Annotated in this window: 15 protein-coding genes; 5 read left to right on the top strand and 10 right to left on the bottom strand. The window is 67.3% G+C overall.

Going from position 1 to position 18,716, the window contains the following annotated elements; translation table 11 throughout:
- Positions 1-15: 15 nt before the first annotated feature.
- The 6 genes from CYJ10_RS13920 to CYJ10_RS13895 all read right to left on the bottom strand — a co-directional run bounded on the left by CYJ10_RS13920 (position 16) and on the right by CYJ10_RS13895 (position 7,605).
- Positions 16-351, bottom strand: coding sequence for a transcriptional regulator (locus CYJ10_RS13920; RefSeq protein ID WP_101682068.1), 336 nt, complete (start codon positions 349-351; stop codon positions 16-18).
- The gene (locus CYJ10_RS13915; RefSeq protein WP_101682067.1) at positions 348-1,784 is read right to left on the bottom strand and encodes an aminotransferase-like domain-containing protein; all 1,437 of its coding nucleotides are present in this window, start codon (positions 1,782-1,784) and stop codon (positions 348-350) included. The genes CYJ10_RS13920 and CYJ10_RS13915 overlap by 4 nt, the downstream gene beginning before the upstream one ends.
- 51 nt (positions 1,785-1,835) lie before the next feature.
- Complete coding sequence (gene fdhD, locus CYJ10_RS13910; protein ID WP_101682066.1) at positions 1,836-2,666, bottom strand: formate dehydrogenase accessory sulfurtransferase FdhD; 831 nt, start codon at positions 2,664-2,666, stop codon at positions 1,836-1,838.
- Between the two features lie 67 nt (positions 2,667-2,733).
- On the bottom strand, positions 2,734-5,040 hold the full coding sequence (locus CYJ10_RS13905; protein WP_101682065.1) for an FdhF/YdeP family oxidoreductase: 2,307 nt from the start codon (positions 5,038-5,040) through the stop codon (positions 2,734-2,736).
- A gap of 332 nt (positions 5,041-5,372) precedes the next feature.
- Entirely contained in the window at positions 5,373-6,296 is a 924-nt protein-coding gene (locus tag CYJ10_RS13900) for an amino acid ABC transporter substrate-binding protein (protein ID WP_374703261.1), read from the bottom strand.
- A 4-nt stretch (positions 6,297-6,300) separates the two neighbouring features.
- The gene (locus CYJ10_RS13895; RefSeq protein ID WP_101682064.1) at positions 6,301-7,605 is read right to left on the bottom strand and encodes a dicarboxylate/amino acid:cation symporter; all 1,305 of its coding nucleotides are present in this window, start codon (positions 7,603-7,605) and stop codon (positions 6,301-6,303) included.
- A 408-nt stretch (positions 7,606-8,013) separates the two neighbouring features.
- On the opposite strand from CYJ10_RS13895, the gene CYJ10_RS13890 reads away from it, so the two are divergent.
- Together CYJ10_RS13890 and CYJ10_RS13885 are read left to right on the top strand one after the other, a co-directional pair.
- The gene (locus CYJ10_RS13890; RefSeq protein WP_101682063.1) at positions 8,014-11,142 is read left to right on the top strand and encodes an efflux RND transporter permease subunit; all 3,129 of its coding nucleotides are present in this window, start codon (positions 8,014-8,016) and stop codon (positions 11,140-11,142) included.
- Between the two features lie 212 nt (positions 11,143-11,354).
- Complete coding sequence (locus tag CYJ10_RS13885; protein WP_101682062.1) at positions 11,355-11,558, top strand: hypothetical protein; 204 nt, start codon at positions 11,355-11,357, stop codon at positions 11,556-11,558.
- Between the two features lie 36 nt (positions 11,559-11,594).
- Here the strand turns inward: CYJ10_RS13885 and CYJ10_RS13880 are convergent, their stop codons facing one another.
- Positions 11,595-12,788 (bottom strand): mechanosensitive ion channel family protein, encoded by a 1,194-nt coding sequence (locus CYJ10_RS13880; protein WP_101682061.1) that lies wholly within the window; start codon positions 12,786-12,788, stop codon positions 11,595-11,597.
- 173 nt (positions 12,789-12,961) lie between these two features.
- Between CYJ10_RS13880 and CYJ10_RS13875 the strand changes: the two genes are divergently transcribed.
- Positions 12,962-13,702, top strand: coding sequence for an SDR family oxidoreductase (locus CYJ10_RS13875; RefSeq protein ID WP_180862931.1), 741 nt, complete (start codon positions 12,962-12,964; stop codon positions 13,700-13,702).
- Here CYJ10_RS13875 and CYJ10_RS13870 read toward each other — a convergent pair.
- Complete coding sequence (locus CYJ10_RS13870; RefSeq protein ID WP_101682060.1) at positions 13,690-14,640, bottom strand: LysR family transcriptional regulator; 951 nt, start codon at positions 14,638-14,640, stop codon at positions 13,690-13,692. The genes CYJ10_RS13875 and CYJ10_RS13870 overlap by 13 nt on opposite strands.
- A gap of 164 nt (positions 14,641-14,804) precedes the next feature.
- Here CYJ10_RS13870 and CYJ10_RS13865 point away from each other — a divergent pair, with 164 nt between their 5' ends.
- Positions 14,805-16,121, top strand: coding sequence for an MFS transporter (locus tag CYJ10_RS13865; RefSeq protein WP_101682059.1), 1,317 nt, complete (start codon positions 14,805-14,807; stop codon positions 16,119-16,121).
- Positions 16,122-16,160: 39 nt separating this feature from the next.
- Positions 16,161-16,910, top strand: a complete 750-nt coding sequence (locus CYJ10_RS13860; RefSeq protein WP_101682058.1) for a creatininase family protein — start codon at positions 16,161-16,163, stop codon at positions 16,908-16,910.
- A gap of 78 nt (positions 16,911-16,988) precedes the next feature.
- Here CYJ10_RS13860 and CYJ10_RS13855 read toward each other — a convergent pair whose 3' ends face one another.
- The gene (locus CYJ10_RS13855) at positions 16,989-17,531 is read right to left on the bottom strand and encodes a cytochrome b (protein WP_101682057.1); all 543 of its coding nucleotides are present in this window, start codon (positions 17,529-17,531) and stop codon (positions 16,989-16,991) included.
- 12 nt (positions 17,532-17,543) lie between these two features.
- Positions 17,544-18,626, bottom strand: coding sequence for a catalase family peroxidase (locus tag CYJ10_RS13850; protein ID WP_374703260.1), 1,083 nt, complete (start codon positions 18,624-18,626; stop codon positions 17,544-17,546).
- Positions 18,627-18,716: the final 90 nt, after the last annotated feature.

Here is an 18,716-nt window from a genome sequence, read left to right as displayed (position 1 = left end):
CTGACGGCAGGCCGGCTAGTGCATGGTCGGCTTGTCGCCCTCACTCCCATCCGGCTCGCCGAACAACTGCGCGCATATCGCCTGACCTTCCTCGGTCAGCCGCGCCGTGCCGCGCCCGTCTTCCTCGACGACCGTGTCGACCAGATCGGCGGCGCCCAGCTGGGTCAGCACGCGCCGCAGTACGCTCATCTGCACGCTGGCGCGCTTGCTCAGCCGGGCCAACGTTAGATCCTTGTCCGCTCCGCTCTGGCCATGATCCCACAGCGCCTGCAGGATCGCGCCCACCACGGGGTCCAGGTCATCGTCCTGGTCGTCCTGGTCTTCCTGGTCTTCCGGAATGCCCTCGGTCATGTCGTCTCCCTTTCTTGTAATGTCGCCACGAGCTTGCCCAGCGTGACTACGGCGGCTTCCATCTCTTCCGACCACGCGCCGCTGTAGTTCAGGCGGATACAGTTCGTGTAGGTCGGCACCGGCGAGAAGATGTGCCCGGGCGCCACCGTGATGCGCCGCTCCAGCGCGGCATGGTACAGCGCCATGGCGTCCACCTCTTCGGGCAACTCCACCCACAGCACGTAGCCGCCGGCCGGGCGCGACACGCGCGTGCCGGCCGGAAAGAAGCGCCGCACGGCGGCGGCCATGATGTTGGCCTGCTGGGCGTAGGCCTTGCGCACGCGGCGCAGGTGGTAGTCGTAGCCATCGCGGCGCAGGAACTCGGCAATGGCCAGTTGCGGAATCGTCGACGTGGTCAGCGTGTTCAGGAACTTGAGCCGCTCCACCTTTTCCTTGTACCGCCCCGGTAGTGCCCAGCCGATGCGGTAGGCATTGGTCAGCGTCTTCGAGAACGACGAGCAATGCAGCACGATGCCGGCCGTGTCATAGGATTTCAGCGAAGTTGGATGGACGTCGCCGTAGTACAGCTCGCCATAGACGTCGTTTTCGATGACCGGGATGTCGCGCTCGGTCAGCAGGGTCACCAGCGCCTGCTTGCGCGCGTCCGACATCTGGAACCCCAGCGGATTCTGGAAGTTCGGCATGACCATGCAGGCGGCCACGGGCCGCTCGTCGAGCAGCCGGGCCAGCGCCTGCACGTCGATGCCTTCCACGGGATCGGTGGCCACCTCCACGGCGCGCATGCCCAGCCGCTCGATGGCGTGCAGCATCGCGTAGTAGGTGGGCGATTCCACGGCAATGGTGTCGCCCGGCCGGGCCACGGCCTGCAGGCACAGGTTGATGGCCTCGGTGGCGCCAATCGTGACGACAACCTCGTTCGGATCCACCGTGTACCCGTTTTCCAGGTAGCGGCGCGTGATCTGCCGGATCAGCTCCGGCGACCCCGGCGGCAGGTCGTCGAGCACGTTCCAGGTGTCATAGCGTTTGCCGATGGCGTTGGCGTACTGGATGATGCGCTGCCACGGATACAGCTTCGGGTCGGGATATGGCGAACCCAGCGGCACGGCGTCGTCGGCGCGGATCGAGCGGAGCGTGGACAGCACCAGCGCACTGACGTCGACGGCCGACGGCCGCGCCGCCGGGCGCGTGGGTTGCAGGTCGATGGCCGGCTCGCCGGGCCGGGCGCGCACGAAATAGCCGGACTGGGGCCGGCTTTCCAGGATGCCGCGCGATTCCAGCAGCAGATAGGCGCGAATCACCGTGGTGATGCTCAGCCGGTGGTGCTGGGCCGCCTGGCGTACCGAGGGGATCTTTTCGCCGGGCAGCAGCACGCCCTGCTGCACCAGCGCCTCGATATCGGCCGCGAGCTTTTCGTACAGGGTTGCGGTTGCCAACGGGTCTTCGCCTTTTTCTGGATGGTCCGGGGGCGCCGGACAACCCAGGCGTCAGCCTGCGGCCACCAGCGAATCGGATGCTAATACGGATTCAGGCGAAGTGTATTCGACGAAGCCATCCTGGCGGCAAAAGCTCAGCAGCCGCACGCCGGCCTGTTCCGCGATGCGGATGGCCAGCGAGGTCGGCGCCGAGATCGTCGCCAGCATCGGAATCTGCATGCGGGCGGCCTTGCGCACCAGTTCGTAGCTGGCCCGGCTGGACAGGAACACGAACCCGTCGCCGAAGGTCTCGCGGGCCCGGGCCAGGTGCCCGATCAGCTTGTCCAGCGCGTTGTGGCGCCCCACGTCCTCGAACACGGCGCGCAGCTGGCCGTCGGGCCCGCACCACGCTGCGGCGTGGACGCCGCCAGTGGCGGCCATCAGGTGCTGGCGGGCGCGCAAGGCATCGGCGGCTTGCCGGATCATGGCCGCCGACGGCGCGATGTTGCGCGCCGTGGCCAGTGGCTCGGGCACCAGGTCGAGCAAGGCCAGGCTCTCGATGCCGCAGACGCCGCAGCCGGTACGGCCGGCCAGCGTGCGGCGGCGTTCCTTCATGGCCATGAACGCGCGCTGGCTGATGCGCAGGCGCACCTCGATGCCATCGCAGCCCGGCGCCACCTCCATGTCGTAGATCTCGCGCACGCTGTCGACGATGCCCTCGGTCAGCGAGAAGCCCACCGCGAACGCCTCCAGGTCCAGCGGCGTGGCCATCATCACCGCGTGGGAGATGTCGTTGTAGACCAGCGCGACCGGCACTTCCTCGGCCACGTTGTCGATCTCCAGCGCGACGGCGTCGCCCTGGTGGCGGCGAATCTCGCGCGTGATGTAACCGCGTTCGGCCATGGTACTGCTCCCTGCTTGCGACGATAGCGACGATTGCCACGATGGCGGCAAACGCCGCCTGCCTGTCTTACCCGACGCGTTGCAGCAGCACCGGAATCGACTTCGACGTGGGCGTACCCGACCGGTCGCCGATGCTTTCCAGCGGCACCAGCGGGTTCGTCTCCGGATAGTAGGCGCCCAGGCAGCCTGCCGGAATGTCGTAGTCGACGAGCAGGAAGTCTTGCACATGGCGCGTCACGTCGTCTTCCCAGACACTGGTGATATTTACGCGTTCGCCCTCTGCAAACCCCAGCCGCTCGCGGTCGGCACGGTTGATGAACACCACGCGGCGCAGGCCGAACACGCCGCGATAGCGGTCGTCCAGGCCGTAGATCGTGGTGTGGTACTGGTCGTGCGAGCGCGTGGTCATCATGACCAGCAGGTCGTCGCCGTACTTGTCGCGGGCGCGCTTGATCGGCGTGTCGCGGTCGATGGCATGCACCAGGAACTGCGCCTTGCCCGATTCCGTGCGCCACACGCGATTGCGCGAGGCCGGCGTCAGGTGGAAGCCGCCCGGCTGCGCCACGCGCTCGTTATAGCGCTCGAAGCCCGGAATCACCTTTTCGATGGCATCGCGGATGCGCGCGTAATCCTGCGCGAACCACTGCCAGTCCACCTTGTTCGAGCCCAGCGTGGCGTCGGCCATCTTCGCCACGATCATGGTTTCCGACAGCAGGTGCGGCGACGCCGGCTTGTTCATGCCGTACGAGATATGCACCATGCAGACCGAATCTTCCACGGTCACGCCCTGCGGCACGCCGCCCTGCTCGTCCACCTCGGTGCGGCCCAGCGTCGGCAGCAGCAGCGAATCGCGGCCGATCACCAGGTGGCTGCGGTTCAGCTTGGTGGCGATATTGACTGTCAGGTCGCACTGGCGCAGCGCTTGCCAGGTGCGCGGCGTGTCGGGCGTGGCGATCGAGAAATTGCCGCCCAGGCCCACGAACACCTTGACCTTGCCTTCCAGCATCGCGTTGATGGCGGCCACCACATCCTGGCCGTGGTGGCGCGGCGGCTCGAAGCCGAACGTGGCGCCCAGGCGATCCAGGAATGCGTCGTCGGGCTGCTCCTCGATACCCATCGTGCGGTCGCCCTGCACGTTCGAGTGGCCGCGCACCGGCATCAGGCCCGCACCGGGCCGGCCGATATTGCCGCGCAGCATCATCACGTTGGACAGCAGCTGGATCGTCCGCACGCTCTCCTTGTGCTGCGTCAGGCCCATGCCCCAGCACATGATGGTGCGCTCGCTGTTCACGTAGACGTCGGCCAGCGCGTCGATATCCTCGCGCGTCACGCCCGATTCGGCCACGATGTCGGCCCAGCTCTCGACGCGCAGGTCGGCGGCAAAGGCTTCGTAGCCGGCCGTGTGGTCGTTGACGAAGGCGATGTCCACCACGCGCGTGCCGCCCGTGGCCACGGCCGCGTCGTCAAGCTCGATCACGCGCTTGCCGATGCCCTTGAGCAGCGCAAAGTCGCCGGCCAGCTTGGGCCGCACGAACATCGACGCAATCTGCGTGCCGCTGCCGCCGAGCATTTCCGTCACGTGCTGCGGGCTGACAAAACGCTCCAGGCCGCGCTCCTTGAGCGGGTTGATCGACACGATCCTGGCGCCGCGCTTCGACGCATCGCGCAGTTCGTTGAGCATGCGCGGATGGTTGGTGGCCGGATTCTGGCCCCACACCATGATCGTGTCGGCCAGCTGGAAGTCATCGAGCAGCACCGTGGCCTTGCCCACGCCCACCGTCACCGGCAGGCCGCGGCTGGTGGCCTCGTGGCACATGTTCGAGCAGTCCGGGAAGTTGTTGGTGCCGTACATGCGCACGAACAGCTGGAACAGGAACGCGGCTTCGTTGCTGGCGCGGCCCGAGGTGTAGAACGTGGCGGCGTCGGGGTTGTCCAGGCGGCGCAGGTGATCGGCGATCAGGCGGAACGCGTCGTCCCATTCCACCGGCACGTACTTGTCGGTGGCAGCGTCGTACCGCACCGGATAGGTCAGGCGGCCGTGCTGCTCCAGTTCGTAGTCCGACTGCTGCATCAGCTCGGTGACCGTGTACTGCGCGAAGAACTCGTTGGTCACGCGCTTGCTGGTGGCCTCGGCGGCCACGGCCTTGACGCCGTTTTCGCAAAACTCGAACGTCGACGCGTGCTGGCGGTCTGGCCAGGCACAGCCCGGGCAGTCGAAACCGTCAGGCTGGTTCTGCTTGAACAGCGTCTTGTACTTGCCGCCGGCAACCTTTTCCTTCACCAGGTTGATGGCGACCTGCTTGAGCGCACCCCAGCCGGCGGCCGGGTGCGTATAGGGGGCGATATGCCCCTTTTCGGGCGTGGGAGTACTCATGGGGGCGACTTCCAGAACAAATGCCCGAGTGCCCGGCCCGGTTTTCCGTGTGATATCCGGGCGCTCGCTGCGATGGTTGCAGACTAGGCCCGGAATGTGACCCGAGGGACGTACAGAACAGGTACAGCCGAAAGAGTACAGTTGGCACCATTGCAATGCACAAACGCGGAACTGTGCTTATCGGTTTTGCATGACTGCACCAGATTGCGTCATATTTCTCATGATTTATGTTGTGAATTGCCGATTTTGAAGCGCTTGAGGCGCCCCGCCGGCCTGATGCTGCCATCCGACGATGCCATCCGGGGTCGCCCAGTAGATTACCGATAGATCACTTATTCCGGCTGCTGCGGCGTCGCGTCGATGATGTCCTCCAGCTGCGCGCTCATCGGAATGCCGAGCCGCTCGCCGGTGGGTAGCCGGTTCAGGAACCACTGCTTGTAGAGCCGGCCCAGTTCGCCGGAGGTAATCAGGTCGCGCACGGCCTTGTCGACCACCGCGGCGAACTGCGGATCGCCCCGGCGCAGCATGATGCCGTAGGGGTCGTAGGACAGGAATTCGCTGGTCACGATGAACTGCTTGCCCGCGTTGTAGTGGGCCAGGAAGCCGTACAGCAGCACGTCGTCGCCGGCGTAGGCATCGGCGCCGCCGTGGCGCATCACCTCGAAGGCATCGGCATGGTCGCGGGCGCGGATCAGCTTGATGCCCAGGTTGAACCGCGTGGACAAGTCCTCGATGGCGCTGGCATTGGTGGTGCCCGCCGTGGCCACCACGGTCTTGCCCTTGAGGTCGCGGAACGTCTTCACGGGCGAATTGCGCGGCACCATCAGCTTGGTGCCAGCCACGAAGATCACTGGCGAAAACGCTACCGTGCGCATGCGCTCGGCGTTGCGCGTGGTCGATCCGCACTCCAGGTCGGCCTTGCCCGACGTGATGGTGTCGAAGCGGTTCTCCGACGTCACCGGCACCCATTGCACGGTCAGGTTGCGGCTAATTTCTGCGGCCGCTGCCTCGACAATGGCCTGGCAGACGTCGATGGAATAGCCGATCGGCCGTTTTGCCTGGTTCAGGTACGAGAACGGCAGCGACGACTCCCGGTAGCCGATGATCAGCACGCCGGTGTCCCTGGCCTTCTTCAGCGTGCCGCTCAGCGCCACGGCATCCTGCGCGTGGGCCAGCATCGGGCCGCCACCCAGTGACATCAGCAGCATCAGCGCGGCCAGGCCCCTTGCCGCCAGCTTCCAGACGGATGCGCGCATGGCGTCAGGCCTCCGCGGTGCCGGGCTTCACGCGGGGCTCCTCGCCCGGTATGTCCTTCTCGGTCTCTGGCACCGGTCCCGTGGTCAGTTGCCCTTCCCACTTGGCCACCACGGCCGCGGCAATCGAATTGCCCACGGCGTTGGTGGCCGAGCGGCCCATGTCCAGGAACTGGTCCACGCCCATGATCAGCAGCAGGCCGGCCTCTGGAATGCCGAACTGGTTCAGCGTGGCCGCGATCACCACCAGCGACGCCCGTGGCACGCCCGCCATGCCCTTCGAGGTCAGCATCAGCAACAGCAGCATCGTGATCTGCGTGCCCATCGGCAGGTGGATGTCATAGGCCTGGGCGATAAACAGCACCGCGAACGTGCAGTACATCATCGAGCCGTCCAGGTTGAACGAGTAACCCAGCGGCAGCACAAAACTGGAGATTTTCCGATTCACACCGAACCGGTCGAGCGAGTCGAGCAGCTTCGGATAGGCCGCCTCGGAACTGGCCGTCGAGAACGACAGCAGGAACGGCTCGCGGATCAGCCGGACCAGATCGAATACGCGCCGGCCCAGGAACACGAAGCCCGCCAGTGTCAGCAGCCCCCAGAGCACGAACAGCGCCAGGTAGAAGCTGCCCATGAACTTGGCAAACGTGATCAGGATGCCCAGCCCCTGCGTGGTCACCGTCGACGCAATCGCCGCGAACACCGCGATCGGCGCCAGCCACATCACCGCGCCGGTGATCTTCAGCATGATCTGCGCCAGATCCTCGATCACACCGGCCATGCGCGCACCGCGCTCGCCCAGCGTGGCAAGGGCCGTGCCGAAGAAGATCGAGAACACCACGATCTGCAGGATCTCGTTGTTGGCCATGGCCTCGGCCACCGATTTGGGTACCAGGTGCGCCACGAAATCCTTGAGGGTAAAGGCGTTGGTCTTCAGGTTGGTGGCGGCGCCCACATCGGGCAGCGGCAGGCCGATGTTCACGCCCGGGTGCAGCAGCGTGGCCATGATCAGGCCTAGCGTCAGCGATACCAGCGACGCCGTGATGAACCAGCCCAGTGCCTTGACCCCGACGCGCCCTACCGTGCTGGCATCGCCCATGTGCGCGATACCCATCACCAGTGTGGAGAACACCAGTGGCGCGATGATCATCTTGATCAGCCGCAGGAAGACGTCGGTAATGATCGAGATATACCCGGCAATGTCCTTGGCCACCTTCGGATCAGGGAACGCCGTGTTGCAGGCATAGCCGACCACGGCACCCAGGATCATCGCGATCAGGATCCAGGTCGTGATATTTGACTTCTTGCTCATGACGTCTCCTTTGGGGGCGGCCGTATGGAAGTCCTGCGCCGAGGTCTGCACGTGTAACGATAGGTCGCGGGGGTGCCATGGGCAAATCCGGAAACGGCGATCTCGCCCACTCGCGGCGCATGGCATTTCCTTTGATTGCACCAACAAGGGGCGATGTTTATAATCCGCCACACTCGCCACCGGCCCGACGCGGCCGGAGCGTCATACCCAAAAGCGCGCGCTGCGCCACCCGACCGAGCCATCGGGCCGCGCTGACCGTGCCACCGGGCCTCGACGGCCCACCGCCCGCCCGGCACGCATCCGCCCGGCGGCGGCCGACATTGCGATACCCACTCAACCCACGCCGAGCCTCGGCGCGCCGCCGCATGGCCGGGCGCGATGCACGGTGTTAGCAGTCGTTCGTCATCTATGGCGCATTTCTTCCTCCGCCGCCCCGCGTTTGCGTGGGTGCTGGCCATCCTGACCATGGTCGCGGGCCTGGTCGCACTCAACCGCATCCCGGTGGCGCAATACCCGGCGGTGGCCCCGCCGATGGTGATTCTTTACGCCGACTACCCCGGCGCCACCGCACGCACCGTGGAAGACCGCGTGACCGCCGTGCTGGAGCAGCAGATGCATGGCATTCCCGGCCTGCTCTATATCGACGCGAACAGCGAGGCCGGCACGGCCACGGTGACCATCGGCTTCAAGCAGGGCACCGATCCGCAGCTGGCGCAGGTGAACGTGCGCAACCGCGTGGCGCAGGCCGAGCCGCTGCTGCCCGAGGTGGTGCGCCGGGGCGGCGTCTACGTCGACCAGGCCAGCGCCAGCCCGTTCATGTACGTGTCGCTGATCTCGAAGACCGGCACGATGTCCGAGACCGCGCTGGCCGACTATGCGGCCGGCACGGTGCTGCCCATGCTGCGGCGCACGCCCGGCATCGGCAAGGTGGAACCGTACAGCGCCGAATACGCGCTGCGGGTCTGGTTCAACCCCGACCAGCTGCACGCCTACGGCCTGACCACGGCCGACGTGGAAGCGGCCATCCGTGCCCGCAACGGCAGCGTCACGCCCGGCCAGCTTGGCGGCGCGCCGGCCGCGCCCGGGCAATCGTTCCAGGCCATCGTGCGGCCGCCGGCGCCGCTGGCCAACGCGGAATCGTTCGAGCGCATCGTGCTGCGCCCGGGCAAGGACGGCTCGGCAGTGCTGCTGCGCGACGTGGCGCGCGTGGAAATGGCCGCCGCCGACTTCCGCTACACCTCGTCGCTCAACGGCCGCGAAGCGGCGTCGATGGGCCTGAAGCTGGCCGACGGCGCCAACGTGCTGGCCACCTCGCGCGCCGTGCGCGCGGCGCTGGACGAGGCCGCCAGGGGGTTTCCGGCCGGCGTGTCGTACGACATTTCGTACGACACCGCGCACTTCGTGAAGAACTCGATCACGCGCGTACTGGTGACGCTGGGCGAGGCCACGGTGCTGGTCTTTCTGATCCTGTGGCTGTTCCTGGGCAACCTGCGCGCCACGCTGATCCCGTGCGTCGTGGTGCCGGTGTCGCTGCTGGGCACGGTGGCCTGCCTGCAGGCGTTAGGGCTGTCGCTGAACGTGATCACGCTGTTTGGCGTGGTGCTGGCCATCGGCATCCTGGTGGACGACGCCATCGTGGTCGTGGAAAACGTCGAGCGCATCATGCGCGAGGACCACGTCGATGCCTTCACGGCCGCGTCGCGATCGATGCGCGAGGTCTCGGGCGCGCTGCTGGCGGTCACGCTGGTGCTGTGCGCCGTGTTCGTGCCGATGACGTTCATGGACAGCGCCGTGGGCGTGATCTATCGCCACTTCGCCATGACGCTGGCGATCTCCATCGCGTTTTCGCTGTTCTTTGCGCTGACGCTCGCGCCCGCCATGTGCGCCACGCTGCTGCGCCACGGCGCGGCCCCGGCGCGCGGCCCGCTGGCGTGGTTCGAGGCCCGCTTTGCCGCCTTCACCCGCCGCTATGCCGGCTGGATCCACCGGCTGCAGCAACGGCGCCTGCGCTGGCTGGCCGTCTATCTGGCCATGACGGCGGCCTGCGCGCTGCTGCTCTGGCAACTGCCGGGCGGCTTCCTGCCCGAGGAAGACACCGGCGAACTGGTGATCGACGTGGAACTGCCGCCGGGCAGCACCCAGGCCCAGACGCGCGAGACCATCGCCCGGCTGGAACAGTGGATGACGCAGGAAAAATTCCCGATCAAGACCACGTTCTCGCTGCTGGGCTGGAACAACGGCGGCTCCGGCGAGCAGCGCGCCAGCGTGTTCCTGTCGCTCGACGACTGGCAGCAGCGTGGCCGCGCCAACGCCGCCGACGCGGTACTGGCGCGCCTGGGCAAGGGCCTGGAAACGTGGCCCGGCCGCGGCGAGGCCCAGCTCTACCCGTACAACGGCACCGCCCTGCCCGAACTGGGCAGCACCAGCGGCCTGGACATGCGCCTGGTCACGCGCCGCGAGGGCGGCCGGCAGGACCTGTACGCCGCCCGCGACACGCTGATCGCGCGTGCCAAGGCCGATCCGCTGTTTGCCGAAGTGCGCGCCACGGCCGGCCAGCCCACGCCGGCGCTGGACCTGGCCATCGACTATCGCAAGGCGGAGAGCTTCGGCGTGGACGCCGAGGCGATCCATCACGCGTTGTCGGCCACCATCGGCTCGCGCTATATCGACGAACTGGCCCGCGAAGGCCGCGTGCGCCGCGTGATCCTGCAGGCCGATGCGCCATTCCGCATGCAGGCCGCCCACCTGGCGCGCGTGCACGTGCGCAACGCCAGCGGCCAGATGGTGTCGCTGGGCGCGTTCGCCACGCTGGAATGGGGCAACAGCGAATCGACGCTGGAACGCTACAACGGCCTGACCTCGGTGCGGATCAATGCCGATACGGCGCCCGGCGTCAGCACGGGCGCGGCGATGGCCAGGCTCGAAGCCATGGTCCGGGAACTGGGCCCCGATTACGAGGTGCGCTGGAATGGCCGCGCGTTCGAGCAGCAGCAAAGCGGCACGCAGGCGCCGTGGCTGTTTGCGCTGTCGCTGCTGTTCATCTTCCTGTGCCTGGTGGCGCTCTATGAAAGCTGGACGCTGCCGCTGGCCGTGCTGGCCATCGTGCCCACGGGGCTGATGGGCGCGGCAGCCGCCGTATGGCTGCGCGGGCTGCCCAACGACGTCTACTTCAAGGTGGGCGTGGTCGTCATCATGGGGCTGGCGGCCAAGAATGCGATCCTGGTGGTGGAATATGCCGAGCAGTTGCGGCGCGGGGGCATGGAACGCGTGGAGGCCGCTACCCAGGCGGCCCGTCAGCGGCTGCGGCCCGTGGTCATGACGTCGCTGGCGTTCATCCTGGGCGTGGTGCCGCTGGCCATCAGCACCGGCCCCGGCGCCGGTGCACAGCGCGCGGTGGGCACCGGGGTGCTGGGCGGCATGCTGGGCGCCACCCTGCTGGGCACGCTGGTCATCCCGCTGCTGTATGCGTGGATTGCGCGATGGTCGGCAGCGAGAAAGGTCGTGGCCGACCCGACGGCCGACCGCGCCGGCGCCTGAGACCGCAGCCGGGGGGACGGACGTCGTCGTGTCCGTCCCTCACCACCACCTCCCCTGCCGGTGACGGCTGCCGACCAACACCGGCTACCGTTTTCGCCTGTCCCAGACGCCCTCGCGCCACCTTTCGCCGGCCCAGGCCGCAGGCACGCAAGCTGCATGGCAATGGGCGAGTGTTCGCCAACGCTCGCCATCCACCACCACCGGAGACTGCCATGAGCACCCTGACCCTGAAAGACCTATCCGCCGAACAGGCCCTCGACGACAAGCAGATGCGCGATGTCCAGGGCGGCCGCATGAAACTGCCGGGCCAGCGCCCGCCGGGCAACCTGCTGATGTCGCCCGACGGCGAGCCGGTATCGGTCTACGTTGACGGCGTGCTGGTCAACTCGGTGACCGACGGCTTCGTTCACGTGTAATGGCAGCCGTCGCCGGTGCGGCGGCCTGCGGGCGGGCTAGCGCTTCTGCCAGACCCGCAGGCCGAACACCGGCAGCACGCCGTACACGTGGTCGAACAGGTCCGACTGGGTCTGTTCGTAGGTCTCCCAGCGCGTGTCGCTGAGGTACAGGAAGACTTCCAGCGGCAGGCCCTGGCTTTCCGATTGCACGTGGCGCACCACCAGCGGCAGGTCCTGCCGCACGGCCGGATGCTGGCGGAAATAGCCCAGCATGTAGCGGCGCAGCATGCCCAGGTTGGTCAGCGGCTGGCCGTCGGCATGCGGGGCGACGGGCAGCTTCAGCTCGCGGCAGGCGGTCAGCCCGCCCAGCAGCGCGTCGTCGCAGAAGCGCACGCTGTCCGCATCCACGGGGATGCTGTGCTTCACGCGCCGGCCGCCCGATTCCACCATGCCACGCCAGTTCCGCACGCCATTGGTCAGCAGCACGTAGCTGGGCAGCGTCACGATCGTATTGTCGAAATTGCGCACCTTGATGGTGTTGAGCGCGATGTCGGTGACCACGCCGTCGGCCACGTAGCCCGGCACCTCGATCCAGTCGCCGATGCGCAGCATGTCGTAGGCGGCCAGCTGGATGCTGGCGACGAAACCCAGCAGCGAATCGCGGAACACGATAATTAGCAGCGCCGTCATGGCGCTGACGCCGGTCAGGAAGTAAGTGGGCGGACGGCCCAGCAGCAGCGAGACGATGGCGATGAACGCCACCAGGTACAGCACCAGCGTGGCCACCTGGAGAAAGCTCTTGATCGGCCGTTCGCTGGCGTGCGGCAGATGGCTGTAGCGGTCCTCGATGCTGCCCAGGAAGGCAAAGCCCGCGCGCAGCCCGGTGTAGACCATGAAACAGGCGGCGGCCACCCCCAGCGGGGCGCCGAGCATCGCGATCATCGGAAATGTCAGGCTGCTGACCAGCGGCGCGGCCAGGTAGACGATCAGCGCCGGCACGATCGGCGCCAGCCGGTGAAAGACCCTGCGCCGTTCGGCCGCGCGCAGCCACTTGCGGCGCTCGCCGCGTGCCAGCCGGCCCACGATCCACAGCATCAGCGTGCGCGTCAGGTAGTAGCAGACCACGCTCGCCAGCACGATGGCCACCAGCAGCAGCGCCACCAGGGCGATGGCCACGGCCATGCTGTCGGTATGGACGAAGAGTTCCTGTCCGTCTGGTCCCGTCTCGATACGAATCAGGTTGCCGAACATGCGTCCTCCCGGCCAGGCCGGCCCGTGCGCCATCCAGCCAGTGTAGTCGCTGGCTGCGCCTCCGGCCGGGCGCGGCGCTACATGCGCATACAAAACCGCCCCGGCCCGCACACAAACCGGATACGCAGCCGTCGCACCATGGTCCCCACGATCAAGCCAATCAGGACAACGACATGAACTCCCCCACAGCAAAGGCGGCCCGGGCCGCCCTGGTGTTCGGCGGCTCGCGCGGCATTGGCGCGGCCATTGCCACGCGGCTGGCGCAGGACGGCTTCCACGTCGCGCTGACCTATGCCACGCGGCCCGACAAGGCCGCCGAGGTGGTGGCGCGCATCGAGGCTGCCGGTGGCCAGGGCCTGGCCATCGCCGCCGACAGCGCCGATCCGGCCGCCATCCGCGCCGCCGTGCGGCAGGCCGTGGCGCGCTTCGGCCCGCTCGATGCCGCCGTGGTCAATGCCGGGGTCCTGCGGCTGGGCACCATCGACACGGTTGCCGACGCCGATCTTGGCCTGATGCTCGATGTGAATATCCGCGGCGTGTTCGTGGCCATCCAGGCCGCTGCGGCGCAAGTGCGCGACGGCGGGCACCTGATCACGATCGGCAGCAACACGGCCATCCGCACCGGCGCGCCCGGTGGCGCGGTCTACGCCATGACCAAGGCGGCCGTGGCCGCGCTGGTCAAGAACGTGGCGCTGGAACTGGCGCCGCGCGGCATCACGATCAACAACATCCAGCCCGGCCCGACCGTGACCGACATGACGGCCGAAATGGTCGAGCACCTGATCCCGAAGATCCCGCTGGGCCGCGTGGGCCGGCCCGAGGAGATCGCCGGACTGGCAAGCTGGCTGGCCAGCCCCGCGTCGGCCTACATGACCGGCGCCAGCCTGACCATCGACGGCGGCTACGTGCTCTGAGGCTGCCGGTGCTGCCCCGCTCCGCCGTTCTCGGCAAAGATGCCCATGCGATGCTGGATGAAGGCCAGCACCTCCAGCGCCGCCGCCGGCAACGGGCGCCCTGCCTTGACCAGCAGCCGGGCCTGCGTGCCACGGAACAGCGGATGGTCGATCGGCACCGTGGCCAGGCTGCCGGCGGCCACCTCGCGGTAGGCGGCGAACTGGCCGATCAGCGTCACGAAGTCGTCGCAGGCCACGAACTGCTTGAGCGCCGACAGCGAATTGGTGACCAACGTGGGCCGGATGCGGATGTTCTCGGCGAATTCCAGCATCCTGGCCGCGTGCCCGATGCCGTAGGACTCGGGCATCAGCGCCAGCGGATAGGCCATCACGTCGTGGATGGTGACCGGCCCGCCCCGCAGCGTCAGCGGGTGGTCGTGGCGCGTCAGCAGCACGATGGGCTGCGCCGAACTGGCCCGGTATTCGATGCGCGGGTGCAGCGGCGGGTTGTAGGCCAGGCCGATATGGGCACGGCTTTCGGCCACCTCGTTGAGCACGTCGTCCACGGGCAGGATCTCCATGCGGATATCGACCATCGGGTATTGCGCGCAGAACGGCGCCACCACCTCGTTGACCAGCGCATCGACATACCCCTCGCTCAGCACGATCTGCACCATGCCCTGCTGCAGCCCCGTCAGCGCGTGCAGCTGGTCTTCGAGCTTTTCCTGGTGCGAGCGGTAGCCGCGCCAGAACTCCAGCAGATGCGCCGCCGCCTCGGTAGGCCGCACGCCGCGCGCCTGCCGCTCGAACAGCGTGGTGCCCAGTTCTTCTTCCAGCAGCCGGATCTGGCGCGTGATGACCGACGGCGACGTATTGAGGCTCTCGGCCGCGCCCCGGATCGTGCCGTGCGCCAGCACTTCCCGGAAATAGCGCAGCCGCTGCTGATTGATTTCGCGCATCGCTTGCCTTTTTGTTACCCAAAAGCCACTTTCAGTGCGCGGAGCGCCGCTGCGTTGCTTTCAGAAGAACGAAGTGTGGACTTTGTTGCTGTTGGTGTCAGTCTACGCGGCTGCCACTATCGAAGCCAATCCCACAACCATCACAACGCTCTGGAGACTGGCAAATGTTAGTGATGTCGAACCCCGCCGCCGTAGACGGCACCGCCGCGCTGTACCAGAAGATCAACCTGCGGCTGCTGCCGTTCCTGCTGGTCTGCTACCTGTTTGCGTACCTGGACCGCGTCAACGTCGGCTTTGCCAAGCTCCAGATGCAGGGCGACCTGGGCTTTTCCGATGCGGCCTATGGCGTGGGCGCCGGCATCTTCTTCATCGGCTACGTGCTGTTCGAGATCCCCAGCAACCTGATGCTGCCGCGCATCGGCGCGCGCAAGACGTTCAGCCGCATCCTGGTGCTCTGGGGCATCACGTCGGCCTGCATGCTGTTCGTGCGCGACGTGCCCACGTTCTACGCCATGCGCTTCCTGCTGGGCGTGTTCGAGGCCGGCTTTGCGCCGGGCATGATCTATTACCTGTCGTGCTGGTACGGCCCGCAGCGCATGGCACGCGCCATCGCCATCGTGTTCCTGGCCGGCCCGATCGGCGGCATCATTGGCGGCCCGCTGTCGGCCTGGCTGATGACCTCGCTGGCTGGCCATGCCGGCCTGGCCGGCTGGCAATGGATGTTCCTGATCGAGGGCCTGCCCTGCCTGGTGCTGGGCGTGCTGGCCTGGAAGCTGGTGCCCGATCGTCCCGCTGACGCAAACTGGCTCACCGCCGACGAAAAGCGCCTGCTCGATCAGGAACTGGCCGTGCCTGCCGCGCACAAGCATTCGTTCGGCGCCGTGGCGCGCGATCCCAAGATCTACGTGCTGGCGTTTGCGTACTTCTGCGTGATCGCCGCCATCTACGCGCTGAGCTTCTGGCTGCCGACGCTGATCAAGGCACAGGGCGTCAACGACACCGTGCAGCTGGGCTGGTACACGGCCCTGCCCTATGTGGGCGGTGCCATCGGCATGATCTACATGGGCCGCCGCTCGGACCGCAAGCGCGAGCGTCGCTATCACGCCGCGGTGCCGGCACTGGCGGGCGCCGCGCTGCTGGCCGGCTCGACGCTGGCCGACGGCCACCTGGCCGCCACCATCGCGCTGCTGACGCTGGGCACCACCACGCTGTGGATGACCTACACGGTGTTCTGGGCCATGCCGTCCGAATACATCAAGGGGCCCGCCGCCGCCGGTGGCATCGCACTGATCAATACCATCGGCCTGTCCGGCGGCTTCTGGGGCCCCGCCATCATCGGCTGGGCCAAGTCGGCCAGCGGCAGCCTGCATCCGGGCGTGCTGATCATCGCTGCCATGCCGCTGGCCGCCGCGCTGATCATCCTGGCCGCGCGGCTCCCCGCGCGGCACAGCGAACCGCATCCCCTCCCATCCAATCCGTAGCTCTCCCCGCAACACCCCACGTAAAACAAGGAGTCAACCATGCTGCTGTACCTGTCAACCTGGTCTGAAATCGAGCAGTACCTGAAGCGCAGCCGGACCATCGTCATCCCGATCGGCTCCAACGAGCAGCACGGCCCCACGGGCCTGCTGGGCACCGACTGGATGTGCCCGGAGATCATCTGCCGCGCGGCCGAGCAGCAGGGCGACATCCTGGTGGCGCCCACCTTCAATATCGGCATGGCGCAGCACCATCTGGGCTTTGCCGGCACCATCTCGCTGCGCCCCACGACGTTCATCGCGGCCATCGTGGACTGGACGCGCTCGCTGGCCCGCCACGGCTTCGAGAAGATCCTGTTCCTGAACGGCCACGGCGGCAATGTCGCGTCGGTCGAGGCGGCGTTCTCGGAGATCTATGCCGAATCGAGCTTCGCCGGGCGCCGCGCCGGCTTTGCGATGAAGCTCACCAACTGGTGGGATCTGGAAGGCGTGAACGAGCTGGCCAAGGAGATGTTCCCGACCGGCCATGGCGCCCATGCCACGCCGTCGGAGATCGCCGTCACGCAGTACGCGTACGCGCATGCGATCAAGCACGCCGACTACTCGCCACGCATCGCGCCGTCTGGCCCGATCCGCGAGGCGCTGGACTTCCGCGCCCGCTTCCCCGACGGCCGCATGGGATCGGATCCGAACCAGGCCACGCCGGAAAAAGGCCGCGCCCTGGTGGAGCTGGCGGCCCGCAGCCTGGTCAAGGAACTGGCCGCGTTTGGGGACGAGGCTGTGCCGGGTTGATGGTCGACGGTTGACGGTTTGCACCCCTCTCCCACGCGTGGGAGAGGGGTGCGCATAGCAAGTGGAGTTGAGTTCTTACTACCGGCGCGCACCCGGCGCCATCGCCTGAAACACCCCGTCGCGCAGCACCAGCGCGTGCAGCAGCGCGGCGGCCAGGTGCAGCAGCACCACCGCGAACAGCGTCAGCCCCAGCCACGTGTGCAATGTCCGCAGCAACGCGAACAAGGTCACGCTGGCGGGCAGGATCGGCGGCAGGTGGAAGCCGCCGGCCATCGTCACCGGATAGCCGCCGGCCGACAGCATGCCCCAGCCGATCAGCGGCATCGCCAGCATCAGCGCGTAGAGCACGTAGTGCGATGCCTTGGCGATGACCCGTTGCACGGCGGGCATGCTGTCCGGCAGCGGTGGTGCCCCGCGCCGCAGGCGCACGGCCAGGCGGACGATCACCAGCAGCAGCAAGGCGACGCCCAGCGGCCGGTGCAGCGCCACCAGCGTGTCGTGCGCACGCGAAACGGTAAAGACCATCCCGACCCCGACAAACAGCATCGACAGGATCAGCACGGCCATCAGCCAGTGCAGCAGCTTCTGCAAGCCGCTGAATTGTGTATGCGTAGCCATCATGCCTGGTTCCTTTTATCGGGATGCCTGCTGCCCGTGCGCGTCGAGGGCTTCCTCGCGCGTGCGGCGCTGGTAGGACAGCGCATAGGCCGCCGAACGGGCAGCCAGCAGCGGGTCGTTCGACGCGGCGATGCCCGAAGGCAGCACGGTCGGATCGAAGTTGACGTCGCGGCAGACGCCGCCATCGGCCTGCGAACTCGCGCGCTCGATCACGAGCGTGCCGGCGTCCACCTGCTGGCGGTCATCGGGCCACGCCTGCGTGGCGTCGTCGGTGGGGTCGCCGGGCGCGCCCAGCGTCAGCATCAGGCGCCAGCGCAATGGGCCGGCGGCCAGCTTCTGCGTGAGGTCGGCAGCCAGGAACGATGCCTCGCCCTTCTCGGCGTTGCTGACTGGCGCGTAGGGCAGCTCCGGCTGCACCGACCAGCGCACGGCCTGGCGCTTGCCGGCCCCGTCGACCAGGTAGAACGCGTTGACGCTGTAATAGGCCGCGTTGGCAAAGCTCGATGACGGGGCATGGCCCTTGACCCAGCCCTGGAACGCGCCAAGCGCGGGATTGGCCTCGGCGAAGGCCTTGATTTTGGCGGGATCGGGCTTGTGCGTGGCCGGATCGGGCTGGCTGGCCTGCAGCAGCTGGTAGAACTGCTCCGGCGTATGCACCGGGAACAGCGGCACCGAATTCATGCCGGTGCGCCACTGCTGGCCGTCCGCCTGCTTGAACATCAGCGCGAAACTGCGGATTGGCACGCTGCCGTCCGGGGCCTGCGGATTGCCGCCCGGAATCGCCAGGCGCCCGATCACGGGCGTACGGCCCTGGGCAAACACGCCGGCCTTCGACCACTGCGCGGCCGCGCCGGTGCTCTCGAAATAGCCCTCGACGCAGACGCCCTTGGCGTGATTGCGCCGATAGCCTTCGTGCAGCCCGTCGTTGCGCTGGAACTGGTTGATGATGGTCTGGGTGGACAGCCGGTGCGGCGCGATCCATCCGCCCGTATAGGCAAAGCCGCCGGCCAGGACGAGCACCACGGCGCCAATGGCGCCCAGGCGACATGGCACGCAGATGCGCGCGCCCGATTGTGATGTGGGGGTGTTGTCGGTCAATGCGTACTCCCGATGAGTGAGGACTCCTCCGGTATACGCGCAACGCAGGGGGGCTATTCCCTCGGCCCGAGAAAAATTTGCCCGGAAGCC

Source organism: Cupriavidus pauculus (assembly GCF_002858765.1).
Taxonomy (GTDB): domain Bacteria; phylum Pseudomonadota; class Gammaproteobacteria; order Burkholderiales; family Burkholderiaceae; genus Cupriavidus; species Cupriavidus pauculus_B.
This window is presented reverse-complemented; position numbering and strand designations above follow the sequence as displayed.

Bases quoted from the DNA above. Each gene is read 5' to 3' on its own strand.
- CYJ10_RS13920 (WP_101682068.1), bottom strand. From the start codon at position 351: ATGACCGAGGGCATTCCGGAAGACCAGGAAGACCAGGACGACCAGGAC.
- fdhD (WP_101682066.1), bottom strand. From the start codon at position 2,666: ATGGCCGAACGCGGTTACATCACGCGCGAGATTCGCCGCCACCAGGGC.
- CYJ10_RS13905 (WP_101682065.1), bottom strand. From the start codon at position 5,040: ATGAGTACTCCCACGCCCGAAAAGGGGCATATCGCCCCCTATACGCAC.
- CYJ10_RS13900 (WP_374703261.1), bottom strand. From the start codon at position 6,296: ATGCGCGCATCCGTCTGGAAGCTGGCGGCAAGGGGCCTGGCCGCGCTG.
- CYJ10_RS13895 (WP_101682064.1), bottom strand. From the start codon at position 7,605: ATGAGCAAGAAGTCAAATATCACGACCTGGATCCTGATCGCGATGATC.
- CYJ10_RS13890 (WP_101682063.1), top strand. From the start codon at position 8,014: ATGGCGCATTTCTTCCTCCGCCGCCCCGCGTTTGCGTGGGTGCTGGCC.
- CYJ10_RS13885 (WP_101682062.1), top strand. From the start codon at position 11,355: ATGAGCACCCTGACCCTGAAAGACCTATCCGCCGAACAGGCCCTCGAC.
- CYJ10_RS13880 (WP_101682061.1), bottom strand. From the start codon at position 12,788: ATGTTCGGCAACCTGATTCGTATCGAGACGGGACCAGACGGACAGGAA.
- CYJ10_RS13875 (WP_180862931.1), top strand. From the start codon at position 12,962: ATGAACTCCCCCACAGCAAAGGCGGCCCGGGCCGCCCTGGTGTTCGGC.
- CYJ10_RS13870 (WP_101682060.1), bottom strand. From the start codon at position 14,640: ATGCGCGAAATCAATCAGCAGCGGCTGCGCTATTTCCGGGAAGTGCTG.
- CYJ10_RS13865 (WP_101682059.1), top strand. From the start codon at position 14,805: ATGTTAGTGATGTCGAACCCCGCCGCCGTAGACGGCACCGCCGCGCTG.
- CYJ10_RS13860 (WP_101682058.1), top strand. From the start codon at position 16,161: ATGCTGCTGTACCTGTCAACCTGGTCTGAAATCGAGCAGTACCTGAAG.
- CYJ10_RS13855 (WP_101682057.1), bottom strand. From the start codon at position 17,531: ATGATGGCTACGCATACACAATTCAGCGGCTTGCAGAAGCTGCTGCAC.